This is a genomic window from Xanthobacter autotrophicus, assembly GCF_029991245.1.
Classification (GTDB): Bacteria; Pseudomonadota; Alphaproteobacteria; order Rhizobiales; family Xanthobacteraceae; genus Xanthobacter; species Xanthobacter autotrophicus_C.
Map to the genome: position 1 here is coordinate 23,401 of NZ_JAIVFO010000006.1, position 17,598 is coordinate 40,998.

A 17,598-nucleotide genomic window follows, 5' to 3' on the forward strand; every position below is an offset into this window, starting at 1 on the left:
ATGGATGTCGATCATCGGGCTCTGCTCGCCCTCCTGGTCTTTTGCGCCCTGCCCCTTGTGGCGCGGACGCTTTCGGGCACGGCCGTGCCGGCCCTTCTCGCGGTCCCCCGCGATGGCCTGTCCCGCGTGCTCGATGGCGGGCTGAAGCTGGCCGGGGTGGTCGCCATCGCGGCGCTGGTGCTCGGCCTCGCGGGCCTCCACCTCACCTCGCAGACCGTGGAGCGCGTGGGCTCCGGGGCGCATCTGGTGCTGCTGTTCGACCGTTCCGCGAGCATGGACAATACGTTCGCCGACCGCCAGCCGGGACAGGGGGAGGAATCCAAATCCGCCGCCGCCAAGCGGCTCGTCACCGATTTCCTGGCCCGCCGGCCGCGCGACCGCATGGGCGTCGCCGCCTTCTCCACCTCGCCCATGCCGGTGCTGCCGCTGACCGACCATCACCATGCGGTGGCGGCGGCGGTAGCGGCCATCGACCGGCCCGGCCTCGCGCTCACCGATGTGGGCCGCGGGCTGGTGCTGGCTTTTTCCACCTTCGACCGGGACGGCACCGGCGCGGCGCGGGCGGTGCTGCTGGTGTCCGACGGGGCGGCGGTCATCGACCTCAGGGTCCAGGCGGCCCTGCGGGATGCGGTGAAGCGCAGCCCGGTGCGGATCTACTGGCTATTCCTGCGCACCGCCGGCTCGGCCGGCATCTTCGACAAACCGCGCGCGCCGGGCGAGGACACCCCGCAGGCCATGCCGGAGCGCCACCTGAACCTGTTCCTCGCCAGCCTGGGCGTCCCCTACCGCGCCTTCGAGGCGGGGAGCCCGCAGGCGGTGGCCGACGCCATCGCCGAGATCGACCGGCAGGAGACGGCGCCCCTCACCTATCTGGAGCGCATCCCGCGCCGCAATCTCGCGCGCCCCGCCTATGGCATCGCCGCCCTGGCGATGGCGCTGCTCCTCCTTGCCCGCCTCGCCGAGCGCGGGCTGGGGGCGAGGCCTGCCGCCCGCCTGCACGACGCCGCCAAGGCCGCCGTGCACGACGCCACCCAGTTCGGGAGGGCGGCATGAGATTGGTTCCGCGGGCGCGGCCCCAAACTTGGCCCACCATCTTGCCCCTGCGCCGGCTCGCCGATGCGGCGCTGGTGACCCTCGGCATCGCCGCGCTCGGCGTGCTGCTCGCCCTCGGCGCCCGCATCGGCTGGCACGCCATGGAGAACCGCACCATCGCCGCCCTCGCCGAAGGTCGCGACGTGCCGGTGGCACAGACCGCCGCGCCCCGGCTGCTGCTGGCGCGGGCGCATTTCCTGATGGTGCGCGACCGCCTCGACGACGCCCAGCCCTTCGTCGATCGCCTCGCCCGCGTGGACGAGACGGAGCTGGCCGTCGCCGCCCTCTATGATCTGGCCAATGCGCGCCTTGCCCGCGCCATCGGCCATCTGGAGCAGACGCAGATCGATCCCGCCATTCCCCTGGTGCGGCTCGCCAAGGCCGGCTACCGCGCGGCCCTGGTCCGCGATCCGGCATTCTGGGACGCGAAATACAATCTCGACATCGCCATGCGGCTCATCCGCGATTTCCCGCTGATCGAGCAGGAGGAGCAGGACGATGCGCAGGAGACCCCGAAGCGCCTGTGGACCGATCTGCCCGGCCTGCCCAGGGGCCTGCCGTGATGCGCCGTCCCCGTCCGCGCACCCTGCTGCTGGCGGCGGCTTTGGTGCTCGCCCTCGTCGCCGCGCTGGCGCCGCGGCTGGCGACGCGCGGCACCGCCTTCCGCCTTCTGGCGGTGGTGGATGTGACCGGCTCCATGAACGTGCGCGACTACACGCAAGACGGCCGCCCTGTCTCCCGCCTCGATGAGGTGAAGACGACGCTGCGCGCACTGGCGGCCCGGCTGCCGTGCGGCTCGGAACTCGGCCTCGCCATCTTCACCGAGCGGCGCAGCTTCCTGCTGTTCGAGCCGGTGGCGGTGTGCGCGGATTTCGCCCCCCTCGACGGCGCCATCGCCAATCTTGACTGGCGCATGGCCTGGGAGGGCGACAGCTACATCGCCTCGGGGCTTTATTCCGGCATCGCCCTCGCCGGCCCCCTCGGTGCCGACCTCCTCTTCTTCACCGACGGGCAGGAGGCGCCGCCCTTGCCTGCGTCCGGCATCCCGCCCTTCGAGGGCGAGGCGGGGGCGGTGCGCGGGCTCATCGTCGGCGTCGGCGGCACCACGCCGGTGCCGATCCCCAAATTCGATCGCGATGGCCGGGAAGTCGGCTTCTACGGCATGGACGACGTGCCCCAGGAGAACCGCCACGGGCTACCGCCCACGAACTCGGAGCTGCGCGAGGGCTTCCACGCGCGCAATGCGCCGTGGGGCGGCGAGGCCGCCAGCGGCGAAGAGCACCTGAGCGCGGTCCGAACCGACCACCTGGAGGCGCTCGCCGCGAAGACCGGCCTTGCGTACGTCCCCCTCGCCGACGCGGCGGCCCTGGCCGGCTCGGTCGCGGCCCACGCCCGCCCGCGCCCCGTGCCGGGCACATGGGACAGCGCGCCCCTCCCCGCCGCCATCGCTCTGGCGTTGCTCATGGCCTTCTTCGCGGCCGAGGCGCTGCGTGCCCGCCGGCCCCATCCACATCCCACCACAAGGACCCGCGTTTCATGAGAGTGCATCTCGCCCTTGCCGTCGCCGCCCTTGCCCTCTTCGCCTGCCCGGCCACCGCCCACGGGCCGACGCCGCAGAAGGCCGAGGTGCGCACCACCATCGCCGCGGCACCCGATGCGGTCTGGAAGCTGGCGGGGGACTTCGCCGGCATCGGCGGCTGGCATCCCCTGGTGAAGGCGGTGAGGGCCACCGGCGGCAACGCACCCGGCGCCGAGCGGGTCCTGGTGCTGGAAAAGGGCGAGATCACCGACGGCCTCGACACCTACGACACGGCGACCCGCAGCCTCAGCTGGCGCCTCAATGCCGAGAATGTGGAGGCGCTGCCGGTGAGCTTCTACACCACCACCCTCACCGTCTCGGGTGCCGGCGCCGGCAGCGAGGTGGTCTGGGACGCCCGCTTCTATCGCGGCGACACCAGCAATTTCCCGCCCGACGAGCTGAATGACGAGGCCGCCGTCGCCGCCATGACCGCTTTCTTCGAAACCGGCCTGAAGGGCCTCAAGGCCAAGGTTGAGGCCCTGCAGGGCCTCAAGGCCAAGGTGGAGGGCAAGTGAAAAGCTGGCCGGCGCAGGGCTGGCCGTGGAGGCTCGCGCGGGCGCTCCTGCCCGGCGCGCTCCTGCCCGGCGCCCTGCTGCTGGCCCAGATGGTTGGCGCGCCGGCTCATGCGGCCAGCCTGTTCGTGGTCTGCCAGTCCGGCGCCGAGATCAGCGTCGTCGACACGGAACGCGGCACGGTGGAGCGCATCGGCGTGGCCAAGGCGCCCGCCGGCATCGCCCTGTCGCCGGACGGAAGGACGGCCTACGTCTCCCATCCCGACGCCAGCCTCCTCACCCGCATCGACACGGCAACGCGGCGGGTGATCGACACAACGCCGGTGGGCGGCCAGCCGTTCGCCGTGGTGGCGGACCCCGCCGACGGCGCGCTCTATGTGAGCGACTGGTCGGCCGACACGGTCTACCGGCTCGACCCGGCCACGCTGGCACGGACCGGGGCCTTGAAGGTGGGGCGTTCGCCGGCGGGCCTCGCCCTCGATGCTCTCGCGCGCCGGCTCTACAGCGCCGACCGCGAGAGCAATGCCGTCAGCGTCATCGATCTTGCGACCTTCTCCCGCCTCGCCTCGGTGCCGGTCGGGCAGGCGCCCTACGCCTTCGCCGCCGGCAACGACCCGCGCTTCATCGCCGTGGCGAACGTGCGCAGCGGAGATGTCTCGCTCATCGACAAGGCGGATCACTCGGTTGCGCGCATCGCCGCCGGGCGGATGCCCTACGGCCTCGCCATTGTGCCCGGCACCGGCCACATCCTGGTGGCCAACCAGCCGTCGGGCACGGTGAGCCGGCTCGACCCCGCTGCGGGCCGCGAGACCGGCTCCCTCCGCCTCGGCGGCGCGCCGGAGAGCGTGGTCATCAGCCCCGATGGTCGGCACGCCTACGTCACCGAGTGGTTCGCGGACGCGGTGGCGGTCCTCGACCTTGAGGGGCTGGCGGTGATCGCCCGCATCCCGGTTGGAACCGGACCGCGCACCATGGCGCTGGTGCCGTGACATGACATGACATGACGCGCCGTGACGTCGCGGTCCATCGCATGGAGCACCCCGGACTGATCCAGCAGCCCACCAGGACCCTCGCCGGAATAGACCAACCCCATGGCACAGCCAAACGCATGCCAGATATGTACGCATACAATATTGATATTGTATGCGTGACACGATATGGTCCAGCGACCCTCATGGACGAAACGAGCCCTGTCATGTCCGGCGCGCACTGGCCCCCGCTCTCTCCGCTTCAGACCGGCCTTCATGGCCGCTGCCCCCGCTGCGGCCAGGGGCATCTGTTCGACGGCTTCCTCACGCTGCGCCCCTCCTGCGCGGCCTGCGGCCTGGATTATGGCTTTGCCGATCCCGCGGACGGCCCCGCCTTCTTCGTGATGATGTTCGTCTGCATCCCGGCGGTGATCTTCGGCCTGTGGCTGGAAATGGCCTATGAGCCGCCCATGTGGGTGCATTTCGTCACCACCCTGCCGCTCATCCTGCTGAGCTGCATCCCGCCCCTGCGGCCGCTGAAGGGCTGGCTCGTGGCCTCGCAATTCTTCTACAAGGCGGAAGAAGGACGGCGCGTGACCACGCAGGACGAGGCCGCCGTGCCCCGGCCGCTCGCCTGACAGCCTCTGACGCAGGACAGGCTCTGACGCAGGACAGGCTCAGGCGCCGCGCGCGCTGGGCCAATGGCCGACGGGAAGCTTCACACCACGTCATCCGGGTAGCGGGCCTGCATCGCATTCATGATGGCGGCCAGCTTCTCCAGCGCCGCCGCCAGCCGCGCCCGGTCCGGAACACCGCCGATGGAGATCCGCACCGCATCCGGGGCGGGGGCCTCGACGCTGAAGGCGTCCGATGCCGTAACCCCCAGCCCCTCGCGCCGCGCCGCCTCCACCAGGCGGTAGCGGTCCCAGTGCGCCGGCAGGGGCTGCCACAGGTGCAATCCGTTGCGATGCGACCGGGCCGAGGGAAACAGGCGCCGGGCCAGGTCCTGCCGCGCGGCGGCCTCCTCGCGCACCCCGTTGAGCAGCCGGGCGGCCTCGCCGCTGCGAATCCAATCCGTCGCCAGCGCCGTCATGAGGGGGGCCGGCATCAGCACATGGGCCCTCAGGGCGCTGACCAAAGCGTCCGGCGCGGTGCCGGACGGCACCACCACGAAGGCCGTGCGCAACCCCGGCGTCAGCACCTTCGACAAGGTGGAGACGTAGTAGGTGCGCTCCGGCGCCAGCGTGGCGACGGGCGGCGGCGCCTCCGGCGCCAGCAGGGCATAGGGATCATCCTCGATGATCGTGAGACCGAGCGCGGCCGCCATGCGGGCGAGGGCCATGCGCCGCGCCAGGGGCACGGTCACCGCGGTGGGGTTCTGGATGGTGGGCGTCAGGCAGAACAGGCGCGCCCCATGGGTCCGCGCCGCCTGTTCCAGGGCGTCCGGCAGCGGGCCGTCCTCGTCCGTGGCCACCGCAACGGGGCGCACCTGCCAGTGCCGCGCGGCCGCCAGCAGGCCGGGATAGGCGAGCGGTTCCGTCAGGATGACACCCTCCCGCCCAACGAGGCTTCCCATGAGGGCGGAAAGCGCGGACTGGGCGCCGGGGGCGACCACCAGCCGCTGCGGATCCACCGGGCCCAGCAGCGGTTCGAGCCAAGTGGCGGCGGCCATCCGGTCCGCGAGGGAGCCCGCACCCACATGATAGCTCATGAGCAGGTTGGAATCGGCGCGCGCGAGCACCGAGGTGATCCCCCGCTGCATGAGGTCCGCGAGCCGGATCCCCCGGGGCGCCGGCGGGATGTTCATGCTGAGGTCCATCAGCGGCCCGCCCGGCTCCCGCCGCACCGCGATGAAGGAGCCGCGCCCGGTTACCGCGTCGATCAGGTTGCGGCGCCGCGCCTCCGCATAGGCGCGCGTGACGGTGGTCAGGTCCACGCCCAGCTGGTCGGCCAGCTTGCGCTGCGGCGGCAGGCGATCGCCCGGCCGCAGCCGTCCGGTCGCAACGGCCTCGGCAACGAGATCGGCGATCTGCAGGTAGCGCAGCCCCCCGGCCGGATCGAGCGGGCGGATCCACGGCGCCGTCCTGTCTCCCCCCGCCATGCCGCCCAGCCTCTCGAGCCATACAATCTGGAATATTGTACGTCGACCATACCCCCTGCCCCCCAGGCGGGGCAATGCCATCCCGACTGCGCCCGGCACTGCCCTGAGGTCAGCCGCTGCTGCGCTGGCGTGCAGGGGGGGTGCCGCGGTCGGTTTGCGCCTCATCCTGTGGCGGTGGGCTGCCCCAGCGCCACAGGAGATTGCCGAAACACCATCCACGCACTGCACCGCAGGCGAGCGCCGGAAGTTGCAGGATGAACGGCGCCTTACTCGTTGACGGAAGCGCCGGACGCTTTCACCACTGGCGCCCACTTGGCAAGCTCGGCCTTGACGTGATCGGCGAGCTGGGCCGGGGTGGAGCCGACGGAGACCGCCGAGAGGTCGGCGAGGCGGGCCTTCACGGCCGGGTCCGCGACCGCCTCGGCGCCGGCCTTGGCGAGGATATCGATATAGGCCTGCGGCGTTCCGGCGGGTGCGAAGATGGCGTTCCAGCTGTAGGTCTCGTAGCCGGGAAGGCCGGATTCGGCCACTGTCGGGATATCCGGCGCCGCCGGCGAGCGTTCCTTGGTGGTGACCGCGAGACCGATGACCCCGCCTTTGCGGATCTGGCCGATGGACGACGGCAGGTTGTCGAACATGATCTTCACCTGCCCGGCCACCACGTCGAGCAAGGCGGGGCCGGCGCCCTTGTAGGGCACATGCACCATCTTCACCCCGGCCATGCTCTCGAACAGGGCGCCGGACAGATGCAGCGGCGTGCCGATGCCCGACGAGGCGTAGTCGTACTTGTCGGGATTGGCCTTGAGCAGGTCGATGAGTTCCTTCACGGACTTCACGTTCAGCGAGGGATGGACCACCACCACGTTGGGCACGTTCACCAACAGCGACACCGGGGCGAAATCCTTCACCGGGTCATAGGGGATCTTGGTGTAGAGCGCCGGGTTGATGGCATGGGTGGCCACCGTGCCCATGAGGACGGTGTAGCCGTCCGGCGCAGAGCGGGCCACGGCGGCCGCGCCCGCGTTGCCACCGGCGCCGGCGCGATTTTCCACCACGATCTGCTGCTTGAGGATCTCGCCCATCTTCGCCGCAATGATGCGGGCGACGATGTCAGTCGAGCCACCGGCCGCGAAGGGCACGACAAGCCGGATCGGCCGGTCGGGAAAAATCTGCTCGGCGGCTGCGGGGCCGGCGATGACGGCAAGGCCCAGGGTGATGGCGGTTGCAATTCGCTTCAAGGGTGCAAGGTACATGGCTTTTTTTCCTCCACCGCCATTTATAGACGGCGCGCGCCATTACCTTAAGTGATCTCTGACGGGAAAATGCCGGCCTCGATGGTCATGGGGGGACCGTTTGCGTGGCGCACGCGGCGGTGATCCTCGCGTCGGGCAGGCCGCACGACCTTGCGTTACACGCAGGGTTCCGGAGCGTGCTTCGCCAAGCCCGTGTCCATGCCGCGTCCGACCAATGGCAAGGCAGGGCATCACCCCCTGCCCCAGCCGGTCGAGGACCGGGGGGTCCGCAGGCGGCGGCCTCCCATGGACCGCTTGAACCGGCGGGGCGCTCAGCCGGTCCTGCGCGTTACGCCGAGCAGTTCCAGCACCCGGTCGCGCAGGGCGACGAAGGCGGGGCTGGAGCGGTCCGACCGCGCCTCTTCCGGCACCGGCAGCACAGCGGCGATGCGGCCGGGCCGCGGGTGAAGCACCACGACGACGTGGCCGAGATAGACCGCCTCGTCCACGTCGTGGGTGACGAGCAGGGCGGTCGAGCCCTCATGGGCGACGATGCGCTTCAGTTCCTCCTGCAGGCGCAGGCGCGTCAGTGCATCGAGCGCACCGAGCGGCCCGTCCAGCAGCAGGAAGCGCGGCCGGTTGGCGAGCGCGCGGGCGATGGCGACGCGCTGGGCCATGCCGCCCGACAGCTGGGCGGGATAGGCCTTGGCGAAGGCCTCGAGCCCCACCAGTTCCAGATGCTCGGCCACCGCCCGGCGCCGCATCGCCTTGTCGAGGCCGGAATGGAGCAGCGCCGCCCCGACATTCGCCTCCACCGTCAGCCACGGCAGAAGGCGGTGCTCCTGGAACACGATGGCGCGCTCGGGACCCGGCCCGTCCACGGGGCGGTCGTCGAGGCGGATCTCCCCGGCATAGTCCCGGTCGAGGCCGAGGATGAGCCGCAGCAAGGTGGACTTCCCGCAGCCGGAGGCGCCGACGATGCTCACGAACGCGCCCGCCTCCACGGCGAGCGAGATGTTCGAAAGCACCTCGATGGCCTCCCCGTTGACGACGAAGGCCTTGCTGACGTTGCGGATATCGAGGGCCGGCCGGCGCGCGTGCGGGGCCGGTGCGGGGGATGGGGCGGCGAAGGGCGCGTTCATCGGCTGTTCCACCGGACAAGGAGGGCCTCGGCGCGCTCGGCCAGCGTGTTGTAGCCGAGGCCGATGAGGCCAAAGAGCAGGATGGCGAGGAAGAGCAGGTCGATCTCGAACAGCTGGCTGCCCTGGTTCAGGCGCCCGCCGAGCCCGGGCGAGATGTTCAGGAAGAGTTCCGAGCCCACGGTGGCGAGCCAGGCATAGATGAGCGCGCCGTGCAGGCCCGTGAAGATCATGGGCAGGGCGCTGGGCACCGCCACCAGGCGGATGTAGTTCCAGCGGCTGAGCAGCAGCACGTCGGAAAGCTCGCGGTAGGTGGCGGGCACGAGGCTGATGCCCCGCCAGGTCCCGATCACCACCGGCTGGAACGCGGCCACCGCGATGAAGGCGATCTTGCCCGTATCGCCGCCGCCGAACCACATGGCCAGCAGCGGCACCCAGGCGAAGAGCGCGGTCTGCCGCTGGGCCAGGACCGTGGGGCCGACGATCCGCCCGACCAGGGTGGAGATGCCGAGCAGTGCCCCCAGCGCAAGCCCGGCGGCGGCCCCGATGGCGAGGCCGGACAGGTTCCTCCGCAGGGTCTCCTGCAGGTCGTCAAGGATGGTGCCGGTGCGGATCTCACTCATCAGGCGCTCCACCACCGCCAGCGGGGACGGCAGGTATTTGGCCGCGATCCAGCCGAGATGATGGGCGGCGAACCAAAGGGCCAGCAGCGCGCCGAACGATGCCAACGGGCGCCAGTCGGGCCGCAGCGCGCCATACCGGCGCGCGGTCGCCCGGCGGGAGGGGGCGAGGGATGCGGCGGGGGAATCGGCAGGGGAATCGGATCGCGCTGTCGCGTCAATGGACATCGGCCGTCCCCCGCGTCCACGGCTGCGCCCGGCGCTCTGCGAGGCGCAGCAGCAGGTCCATGGCGAGGCCGGCGAGAGCGACGACGATCATCGCGATGATGACGAGGTCGAGCTGGAACAGCTGGCGTCCCCACGTCATCAGGTAGCCAAGCCCCTCGAAGGAGGCGAACAACTCCGCCAGCACCAGGGTCTGCCACGCATTGGCCAGCCCCTCGCGCAGCCCGGCGAAGATGGAAGGCACGGCGCCCGGCACCGCGACGAGGCGCAGCGTATCCCGCGTATCGAAATGGAGCACCTGCCCGAGTTCGCGGAAGGCCGGAGAGACATTCTCGATGCCGCGCGCCGTTCCGAGGATGACGGGGATGGCCGCGGACCAGCCGATGACCACGTATTTCAACGGCTCGTCGATGCCCATGAACAAGGTGAGGAGCGGCATCCAGGCGAGCACGTTGACCCGCGCCACCGCCTGCACCGGCGGATAGAGGAAGGCGCGGACGGCGGGCGAGAGGCCGGCCGCGGCACCGAAGGCGAGGCCGAACACGGCGCCGAGGCCGAAGCCGATGAGCACGCGCCGTGCCGAGACTTCGAGATGGGTTGCGAGCGTGCCGTCGGCGATGAGGCCCAGGGTGGTGTCGTAGATCGTTCCGGGCGCGGGCAGGATCTGCTCCGGCACCAGGCCGAAGCGCGCCGCCCCCCACCACGCGAGAAGGAGCGCGAGGGGGAAGGAAAGGCCGAGGAGAACGCTCGCGAGCGGCCCTAAGGCCAGCGCCCCGCGGCGCGCCGTGGCGCGCCTTGCGGAGGCCGCGGCGGCAGGCTCCTGGAAGGCAGGCTCCTGGAAGGCAGGTTCCCGGAGGGCGGGCTCGTTGAAGGTCTGTGTGAGGCTCATGTCGTTTCACCCCGAGGCGGCGGGCGCGCCCGCCCGGCCTGCGTTCAATTGGACGCCTTCTGATCGATGCGGCCGCGGGTCTCGATGGTCCCCCTGGCGTCGCGGGTGGACCAGAAGTCTTCGAGGCCGAGATCTTTGAGCGCCCGGTCGAGATAGGTGCGGTCGAACCAGTGGTCGATGTCGGGGTCACCCTTCAGGAGGCCGTAGTCCTTTGCGGCCTGCGCCTGTTCCTTGTAGCGGGCGACCACATAGTCATCGATCAGCGGATTGACGATGAGAGAAAGGCGCGTGCCCTCGAACAGGGTGGAGAAAGTCTCCTTGGGCAGGCCGGAGACCGCCCAGCCCTCGAACGCCTCGTCGCGATTCTCGTCGAGGGAGATGAAATGGGCGGCCTTGATGAAGGCGGTGACCACCCGCCGGGTGAGGTCGGGATGCTCCGCGGCGAACTTTTCGGTGACGAAGTAGGACGAGTTGCGGCCCAGCGTCGGGTCGTCGCCCTTGGTGGAATAGACGATCTTCACCACCCCCTTGGCGGCGAGGGGCAGATATTCCGGCCCGCCGAACACCGCGTCCACGTTCCCGGAGGTGAGCGCCGCGACCGCCGCGTTGGCGTCGAGATTGATGAAGCGCACGTCCTTTTCCGCGAGCCCGTGCAGAGCGAGGATCCGGTCGGTGGCGTTCTGCAGGTTGGTGCCCTTGAACAGCGCGACCTTCTTGCCCTTTACGTCCTCCACCTTGGTGATGTCGCTGCTGGTGGGCACCGCAAGGAAAATGGGGTTGTTGCGCCCCGTGGCGAAGATGAACCTGTGCTTCAGGCCCCGCGCGCGGCCGACGATGGCCGGCAGGTCGCCGAGCAGGAAGAAATCGAGCTGGCCGGAGGCGACGGATTCGTTGAGTGCCGGGCCCGCGCCGCGGAAGAAGGTCCACTCGATCTTGATGTCCTTGTCGTTGTCGAATTCCTTCTCGATCAGCTGCCGCGCCCGCGCATAGGTGGTGGGATCGCCGTAGGAATAGGGCCGCGCCTCGGCGCCGACGCCGGGATGGCCGAAACGGATCACCGTTTCCGCCGCCGTGGCCTGAACAAGCAGAGCAAACGACAGCGCCGCCGCCGCGGCGACGGCGAGGCAGAGGCGGATGGCCGCCTGGGACCTGCTCACGGACATGGGGTTGGGCATGGGAGCCTCGTGAAGAGAAGAGCGGAGACAGGCGCGGCCGGGTGGCGCGCCGCCGGCGAGGGTCATGGAGGCCGGCCGTCGGGTCCGATCGGCCTCCGGGAGGTCAGGCGGCGCGGTCCACCGGCGGCTTGTCGTGGCGGCTGCGGGTGATGCTGGCGCGCCCGTCCACGCCCACCGGCACATCCCCATCCACGGTCACGCGGCGCACGATGCGATGCTGGTCGCCATAGTCGTTCACCGCGTAATGCTGGGTGGCTCGGTTGTCCCACACCGCCACGTCGCCGACCCGCCAGCGCCAGCGCACCGTGTTCTCCGGCGCGGTGATGTGGCTCTGGAACAGGTCGTAGAGCTTCTGGCTGTCGCCCTTGTTGAGGCCGAGGAAACGCTGGACGAAATTGCCCAGCACCAGCGTGCGCTCGCCGGTTTCCGGATGCACGCGCACCACGGGGTGCTCGGTCTCGTACACGGTCCTGGTGAAGTTGCGGTCGAACTGGCGGCGGTCGTCGTCGCTGGCATGGGGCCGTACCGCGGCATAGTCATAGGCGTTGGAATGCAGCGCCCACAGGCTGTCGGCGAGCCGGCGCAGCGGCTCGGGCAGGCGCTCGTAGGCGGTCGCCGTGTTCGACCACACCGTGTCGCCGCCGGCAGCGGGAATAACGACGCCGCGCAGCACGGAAATCTTCGGATAGGCATCCACGAAGGTCACGTCGGTGTGCCACTGGTCGGCGCGGCCGGCGCCCTGGCCGGTGTCGCGCTCGCCGGTGCGGCGGGTGTCCAGCTCCAGCACGGAGGAGGTTCCGGCGACGGCGCCGATGGTCGGGTGCGCCACCAGCGCGCCGAAGCGGGCGGCGAACGCCTCCTGCCCCATATCGTCGAGAAGCTGCTGATCGCGGAAGAACAGCACCTTGTGCTTGAGGAGCAGGCGCGAGATCTCGTCGAACAGCGGTTGCGGCAGGTCGCCGGCCAGCGCGACGTTGCGGATCTCCGCGCCGATGCGCCCCGACAGGGGGACCACATCGCTCTGCGGAAGGGCGGGAAGGGCGGCGCGGGAACTCACGGCGGGTGAACTCACGGCGGGAACACTCATGGCGACCTCCTGCTGACGTTCCTGGGTGGACCTGTGGCCCGTCTCTCCATCGGGTCGGCGGGACGCGGTGGTCGGCACCCTCGCCGAGACCCGCGCCGCAGCCGGCAGCTGACATTAATGTTGATAAAATCAATCGAGTCTATATATTAAATAAACAATAGTCGTTCGTGCTTTCGCCTCGAACGAAATCCAGCAGCATTTCCAAAAGCGAACAGAGGCAGAGGCATGGGCACGGCATCTTCCCCTTCGTCCCAATCCGCTTCGTCCGAAAGCGTCCTCGATTGCGACGTCCTCGTGCTGGGCGGCGGGCCGGCGGGCACCTGGGCGGCGTTCGAGGCGGCCGCGGCAGGAGCGCGCGTCGTGCTCGCCGACAAGGGCTTCTGCGGCACCTCCGGCGCCACCGCGCCGTCGGGAACCTCGGTCTGGTACGTGCCCCCGGACGCCGGGCGGCGCCACGCCGCCATCGTCAGCCGCGAGGCGCTGGGCGGCCATCTCGCCGACCGGAGCTGGTCGGCGCGGGTGCTGGACACCACCTGCCAGACGCTCCACCTCCTGGGCGAGCGCGGCTATCCCTTCCCGCTGGACGAGGCCGGCGCGCCCATCCACGTTTCCCTGCAGGGGCCGGAATACATGCGCCTCATGCGCAAGCTGGCGAAGGGCGCCGGCGTGAGCATCCGCGACCACAGCCCGGCCCTCGAGCTGCTGGTGGACGAGGCCGGCGCCGTGGCGGGTGCCCGTGGCATCCGCCGCCAGCTCGGCGACCTCTGGCGGGTTCATGCCGGCGCGGTGGTGATCGCGACCGGGGGCTGCGCCTTCCTCTCCCGGGCGCTCGGCTGCACCGCCCTTACCGGCGACGGCCACCTGATGGCCGCGGAGGTCGGCGCCGATTTCTCCGGCATGGAATTCTCCAACGCCTACGCCATCGCGGCGGACTTCGCCTCCGTCACCAAGACGCTGTTCTTCAAGTGGGCGACCTTCACGGACGAGGACGGCGCCGTCATTCCCGGTGCCGCCTCCAACGGCGGCCGCTCGGTCATCGCGCGGCATCTCGGGAACGGCCGGGTCTTCGCCCGCCTCGATCTCGCCGACGACGCCATGCGCGCCAGCATGCGCACCGCGCAGCCCAATTTCTTCCTGCCCTTCGACCGCATGGGCATCGATCCCTTCAGCCAGCGCTTCCCCATCACCCTTCACCTCGAAGGCACGGTGCGCGGCACCGGCGGGCTGCGGATCGTGGACGAGACCTGCGCCACGCGGGTGCCGGGGCTCTACGCCGCAGGCGATGCGGCCACGCGCGAACTCATCTGCGGCGGGTTTACCGGCGGCGGAAGCCACAACGCCGCCTGGGCCATCTCCTCCGGGCGATGGGCCGGGCGCGCCGCCGCCGATTTCGGCCGCCGCGTCCCCTCGGGCGGCGCGCGCCGGGGCGCCGGCACCGTGGGGCTGCGGGACGCCGGCGCCCGCCCGTTCGATCCCGCCGCGGCGGCGCGGCGGGTGATGGGCGAGGTTCATCCCTATGAGCGCAACTATTTCCGCACCGAGGGGCGGCTGACCGACGCGCTCGGTCGGCTCGATGGCCAGTGGGCTGCGCTGAGCGCGAGCGCTGCCTCGGACCGCAACGACGTGCTGCGCGCACGAGAGGCTGCCGCCATGACCGCGGTGGCGCGCTGGATGTACCGCAGCGCCCTCGCGCGCACGGAGAGCCGCGGCATGCATCGGCGGATGGACCATGCGGGGGCTGATCCCGCCCAGCGGCACTATCTCACGTCCGGCGGGCTCGACGAGGTCGTCGTTGCGCGGCGCGCGGCCCCGGCGCTTCCGGCCGATATGGCATCGGGCGTCGCCGCATGATCGAGATCATCAGCGCGGCCCGCTGCACCGGCTGCAACATCTGCGTCACCGCCTGCCCCACCAACGTCTTTGCACCGGTGCCCGGGGGAGCCCCGCGCATCGCCCGGCCGGACGACTGCCAGACGTGCTTCATGTGCGAACTCTATTGCCCGGAGGATGCGCTCTATGTGGCGCCCACGGCGCTCGCGCCACAGGGGCTGACCGAAGGCGACATGCCCGCGACGACGTTGCTGGGCAGCTATCGCGCCGCCATCGGCTGGACCCCCGCCACCGCTGCCAACCGCGCAGTGGACACCATGCATCGGGTCCTGAAGGGCGACTGAGTTCCCGTGACCGGCGCGCGCGGGTGCGCCGGTCCATGCCCCAGACCAGCTCCACGCCACATTCGCCGCGACACATTCGACCGGACCGCGCGCGCCCCGCGCCCGCGATGCGGCCGCCTCGTATGGACCATAGACGGTGCCGGCTTCCGTCGCCTGGCTGAGGGAGAGCGCCGCGGGCTGCACGCGCGGCGGATAATACCCGGTCATCAGTCGCTTGCGCAGATCGGAATAAACACGCTCGCTGGCTTTCATGGCCCCTCTCCCTAACCGCCTATATGGGCGCGATCCACGACATCAGGCTAGACACCGGCCCTGCGCCGCACGCGCTCCGTAATGGAAACCCACACGAATAGAGCTCTCATTCCCACCGGATCGGGCGTGAAAATGGCAGGTGGTGCGCGCCATGCCCGAAATTGTGGAGACAAGAGTTGCTCACCTCACCTCCCTGGAACATCACCACATCGGCGACCACCGGCAAGGGGCGCGTCTCGATGGTCCTGAGACTGCCCGCCTCGATCAGCCCCTGAAAACAATTGGAGGGCTGAGGTGCTCCCCTAAATTGGGCCCGCGGGAGCTGACTCGCCACTGCGCTTTGACGTGCTCCCCGTTTCCAGTGGATTGACTCCAACGCTTGGACCCCTCTGTTCCTGGCGGCCATGATGGCTCCGGGATCGGCGCACCAGATGAAGGGCTTCGGGGTCTGCTTGTGTTCGCCGATGAAGCGGTCGATGGCGGCCTGGAGATCGACGACGGACCGGAAGACGCCATTCTGCAACCGGCGGCGCGTCAGGATGGCGAAGACGCCCTCGACCGCATTCAGCGACGAACTGGAGGTGGGTGTGAAGTGGAAGGTCCAGCGCGGATGGCGGTCAAGCCAGGCCCGCACCTTCTCGTGCTTGTGGCCGGCGTAGCTGTCGAGGATGACGTGGACCAGCCCGCTGGCCGGGATGTCGCGCTCGAGGACGTTGAGGAAGCGGATGAACTTCTAATACCGATGACGCTGCATGTTCCGCCCGAACACCGCGCCGGTGAGGACATCGAGCGCGGCGAACAGCGTGGTGGTGCCGTTGCGCTTGTAATCGGCCTCTTCCGTCTCGGTGAGTCCGCTAGAAACGGGGAACGCCGCAAGACGATGCTCGATGCCGTAGTTGACCGACACAAAACGGCGGAGCACGTCCCATTCGGGGAACGAGCTCCGCCAAGTCTGGAGGACACACAATTTAGTAATACTCAATTTAACGGAAAATATTATATGCAACCAACGACTGCCAACTCACCGTTTATAAAATGGCGGGATCTGCGCATCGACATTGATCCACACAGATTTAGGCTGTGTATATTCGCGCATCGATTCAAATCCCATTTCACGGCCGTAGCCGGATTCTCCGACTCCGCCGAAGGGAGAGGCGGGATGCACGCGCTTGTAACAATTCACCCAGACCATCCCCGCATGGAGGTCTTTTGCGAAGCGATGGGCCCGAGCCAGGTTTTGGGTCCACAGGCCGGCGCCGAGCCCATAAATCGTGCCGTTTGCGATGCGCAAGGCTTCGTCGTCGTCCTCGAATGTGGTGACTGTTACGAAGGGACCGAACACTTCCTCTTGCTGTACCCGGTGCTTGGGGTCGGCGCGTACGACGGTGGGCTCGATGAAGAAGCCGTCACGCAGTGACGTTGACTCGGGCACTCGGCCCCCGCAAAGGATTTCGCCGCCCTCGGATGCGGCCACGTCCACGAAGGACAGCACGCGCTGGTGGTGTATTTGGGAGGTGAGCGGCCCCATTTCCGTGTCACTGTCCAAAGGGTCGCCGAGCCGGATGGAACGCGCAAGGGCGATGAATTTCTCCAGGAATTCATCGGCGATGCGCTTGTGCAGGATGAGGCGCGAGGCGGCGATACAAGCCTGGCCCTGGTTGTGGAACATACCGAAAGCAGAGCCGCCGATCGCAGCGGGAAGGATCGCGTCGTCAAACACGATGTTGGCACCTTTCCCGCCGAGTTCCAGCTGCACTTTCTTCAGGTTGCCGGCGGAGGCGCGGACGATGGCGCGACCTGTTCCGGTGGAGCCGGTGAAGGCGACCTTGCCGATTTCGGGATGCTCCGCGATGCGGGCGCCGGCGGTGTTGCCGTAGCCGGTGACCACGTTGAACACACCATCCGGAAAACCCACCTGCTGGGCCAACTCAGCCACACGCAAAGTGGAAAGCGGCGTGATTTCCGACGGCTTCATCACCACGGTGTTGCCGGCGGCGAGCGCCGGACCGAGCTTCCAGCTTACGAACATCAAGGGGAAGTTCCACGGGACGATCTGGCCGACCACGCCAATGGGCTCGCGTGCCAGATAGTTGAGGAACCCCGCATCGACGGGAATGACCGAGCCTTCCAGCTTATCCGCCATGCCTCCGAAATAGCGGAAGCACAATACCGTGCGCGGAACGTCCAAATTCAGGCAATCACGGATGGGATGGCCCGTATTCGTGGCTTCCAGCCGGGCGAGATACTCCGTATCCGCCTCGATCGCGTCCGCCAGCTTCAACAGCAGGCGCCCGCGCTCATGGGCCGCCAGGGCTGCCCAGCCAGGGGCTGCCGCCTTGGCGGCTGCAACCGCGCGATCCACATCCTCCGCCCGGGCTTCCGCGACCGAGACGAATTTCTTGCCGGTAAAGGGATCGTAAACATCGATCTGGCCGCCGGCCAGCCCGTCCACCCATTTGCCCCCGATCAGCAAGCGGGTTTGGACCTCTGAGGAATTAACGCGGCTATATTGAGTCATGAAAACATCTATTATGAATAGCCAAGATGGGGGGC

At 69.2% G+C, this 17,598-nt stretch carries 16 protein-coding genes and 1 pseudogene; 8 read left to right on the plus strand and 9 right to left on the minus strand.

Annotated elements, in window-relative coordinates; all coding sequences use genetic code 11:
- From K9U41_RS02410 to K9U41_RS02435, 6 genes are all read left to right on the plus strand, one after another.
- Complete coding sequence (locus K9U41_RS02410) at positions 1-1,053, plus strand: vWA domain-containing protein (protein ID WP_282639317.1); 1,053 nt, start codon at positions 1-3, stop codon at positions 1,051-1,053.
- The gene (locus tag K9U41_RS02415) at positions 1,050-1,655 is read left to right on the plus strand and encodes a hypothetical protein (protein ID WP_282639271.1); all 606 of its coding nucleotides are present in this window, start codon (positions 1,050-1,052) and stop codon (positions 1,653-1,655) included. Before K9U41_RS02410 ends, K9U41_RS02415 begins: the two co-directional genes overlap by 4 nt.
- Positions 1,655-2,632 carry a VWA domain-containing protein gene (locus tag K9U41_RS02420; RefSeq protein ID WP_282639318.1) on the plus strand — a complete coding sequence of 326 codons (978 nt, stop codon included), beginning with the start codon at positions 1,655-1,657 and terminating at the stop codon, positions 2,630-2,632. Before K9U41_RS02415 ends, K9U41_RS02420 begins: the two co-directional genes overlap by 1 nt.
- On the plus strand, positions 2,629-3,186 hold the full coding sequence (locus tag K9U41_RS02425; protein WP_282639273.1) for an SRPBCC family protein: 558 nt from the start codon (positions 2,629-2,631) through the stop codon (positions 3,184-3,186). The genes K9U41_RS02420 and K9U41_RS02425 overlap by 4 nt, the downstream gene beginning before the upstream one ends.
- Positions 3,183-4,172: a YncE family protein gene (locus K9U41_RS02430; RefSeq protein WP_282639274.1), complete on the plus strand. Its 990-nt coding sequence runs from the start codon at positions 3,183-3,185 to the stop codon at positions 4,170-4,172. Before K9U41_RS02425 ends, K9U41_RS02430 begins: the two co-directional genes overlap by 4 nt.
- 206 nt (positions 4,173-4,378) lie before the next feature.
- Positions 4,379-4,789, plus strand: coding sequence for a DUF983 domain-containing protein (locus K9U41_RS02435; protein ID WP_282639276.1), 411 nt, complete (start codon positions 4,379-4,381; stop codon positions 4,787-4,789).
- Positions 4,790-4,869: 80 nt separating this feature from the next.
- On the opposite strand, the gene K9U41_RS02440 is transcribed toward K9U41_RS02435, so the two are convergent.
- From K9U41_RS02440 to K9U41_RS02470, 7 genes are all read right to left on the minus strand, one after another.
- Positions 4,870-6,252, minus strand: coding sequence for a PLP-dependent aminotransferase family protein (locus K9U41_RS02440; protein WP_282639277.1), 1,383 nt, complete (start codon positions 6,250-6,252; stop codon positions 4,870-4,872).
- A gap of 266 nt (positions 6,253-6,518) precedes the next feature.
- Positions 6,519-7,505, minus strand: coding sequence for a Bug family tripartite tricarboxylate transporter substrate binding protein (locus K9U41_RS02445; RefSeq protein WP_282639278.1), 987 nt, complete (start codon positions 7,503-7,505; stop codon positions 6,519-6,521).
- 311 nt (positions 7,506-7,816) lie between these two features.
- The gene (locus K9U41_RS02450) at positions 7,817-8,626 is read right to left on the minus strand and encodes an ABC transporter ATP-binding protein (RefSeq protein WP_282639279.1); all 810 of its coding nucleotides are present in this window, start codon (positions 8,624-8,626) and stop codon (positions 7,817-7,819) included.
- A complete protein-coding gene (locus tag K9U41_RS02455) occupies positions 8,623-9,471 on the minus strand; it encodes an ABC transporter permease (protein ID WP_282639281.1) in 849 nt (282 codons plus the stop codon). Before K9U41_RS02455 ends, K9U41_RS02450 begins: the two co-directional genes overlap by 4 nt.
- The gene (locus K9U41_RS02460; protein WP_282639282.1) at positions 9,461-10,357 is read right to left on the minus strand and encodes an ABC transporter permease; all 897 of its coding nucleotides are present in this window, start codon (positions 10,355-10,357) and stop codon (positions 9,461-9,463) included. Before K9U41_RS02460 ends, K9U41_RS02455 begins: the two co-directional genes overlap by 11 nt.
- Positions 10,358-10,401: 44 nt before the next feature.
- A complete protein-coding gene (locus K9U41_RS02465) occupies positions 10,402-11,532 on the minus strand; it encodes an ABC transporter substrate-binding protein (RefSeq protein WP_282639283.1) in 1,131 nt (376 codons plus the stop codon).
- A 103-nt stretch (positions 11,533-11,635) separates the two neighbouring features.
- Positions 11,636-12,604 (minus strand): TauD/TfdA dioxygenase family protein, encoded by a 969-nt coding sequence (locus tag K9U41_RS02470; protein WP_282639319.1) that lies wholly within the window; start codon positions 12,602-12,604, stop codon positions 11,636-11,638.
- Between the two features lie 240 nt (positions 12,605-12,844).
- On the opposite strand from K9U41_RS02470, the gene K9U41_RS02475 reads away from it, so the two are divergent.
- A complete protein-coding gene (locus K9U41_RS02475; RefSeq protein ID WP_282639284.1) occupies positions 12,845-14,470 on the plus strand; it encodes an FAD-binding protein in 1,626 nt (541 codons plus the stop codon).
- A complete protein-coding gene (locus K9U41_RS02480; RefSeq protein ID WP_282639285.1) occupies positions 14,467-14,793 on the plus strand; it encodes a 4Fe-4S binding protein in 327 nt (108 codons plus the stop codon). Before K9U41_RS02475 ends, K9U41_RS02480 begins: the two co-directional genes overlap by 4 nt.
- Positions 14,794-15,409: 616 nt before the next feature.
- Here the strand turns inward: K9U41_RS02480 and K9U41_RS02485 are convergent.
- Positions 15,410-15,880: pseudogene (locus tag K9U41_RS02485) on the minus strand (IS630 family transposase); the annotation flags it as partial.
- A 186-nt stretch (positions 15,881-16,066) separates the two neighbouring features.
- Positions 16,067-17,563, minus strand: a complete 1,497-nt coding sequence (locus K9U41_RS02490) for an aldehyde dehydrogenase family protein (protein ID WP_282639286.1) — start codon at positions 17,561-17,563, stop codon at positions 16,067-16,069.
- Positions 17,564-17,598 lie beyond the last annotated feature (35 nt).

Bases quoted from the DNA above. Each gene is read 5' to 3' on its own strand.
- K9U41_RS02460 (WP_282639282.1), bottom strand. From the start codon at position 10,357: ATGAGCCTCACACAGACCTTCAACGAGCCCGCCCTCCGGGAACCTGCC.
- K9U41_RS02410 (WP_282639317.1), top strand. From the start codon at position 1: ATGGATGTCGATCATCGGGCTCTGCTCGCCCTCCTGGTCTTTTGCGCC.
- K9U41_RS02490 (WP_282639286.1), bottom strand. From the start codon at position 17,563: ATGACTCAATATAGCCGCGTTAATTCCTCAGAGGTCCAAACCCGCTTG.
- K9U41_RS02415 (WP_282639271.1), top strand. From the start codon at position 1,050: ATGAGATTGGTTCCGCGGGCGCGGCCCCAAACTTGGCCCACCATCTTG.
- K9U41_RS02435 (WP_282639276.1), top strand. From the start codon at position 4,379: ATGTCCGGCGCGCACTGGCCCCCGCTCTCTCCGCTTCAGACCGGCCTT.
- K9U41_RS02475 (WP_282639284.1), top strand. From the start codon at position 12,845: ATGGGCACGGCATCTTCCCCTTCGTCCCAATCCGCTTCGTCCGAAAGC.
- K9U41_RS02480 (WP_282639285.1), top strand. From the start codon at position 14,467: ATGATCGAGATCATCAGCGCGGCCCGCTGCACCGGCTGCAACATCTGC.
- K9U41_RS02455 (WP_282639281.1), bottom strand. From the start codon at position 9,471: ATGTCCATTGACGCGACAGCGCGATCCGATTCCCCTGCCGATTCCCCC.
- K9U41_RS02445 (WP_282639278.1), bottom strand. From the start codon at position 7,505: ATGTACCTTGCACCCTTGAAGCGAATTGCAACCGCCATCACCCTGGGC.
- K9U41_RS02450 (WP_282639279.1), bottom strand. From the start codon at position 8,626: ATGAACGCGCCCTTCGCCGCCCCATCCCCCGCACCGGCCCCGCACGCG.
- K9U41_RS02420 (WP_282639318.1), top strand. From the start codon at position 1,655: ATGCGCCGTCCCCGTCCGCGCACCCTGCTGCTGGCGGCGGCTTTGGTG.
- K9U41_RS02465 (WP_282639283.1), bottom strand. From the start codon at position 11,532: ATGCCCAACCCCATGTCCGTGAGCAGGTCCCAGGCGGCCATCCGCCTC.
- K9U41_RS02440 (WP_282639277.1), bottom strand. From the start codon at position 6,252: ATGGCGGGGGGAGACAGGACGGCGCCGTGGATCCGCCCGCTCGATCCG.
- K9U41_RS02425 (WP_282639273.1), top strand. From the start codon at position 2,629: ATGAGAGTGCATCTCGCCCTTGCCGTCGCCGCCCTTGCCCTCTTCGCC.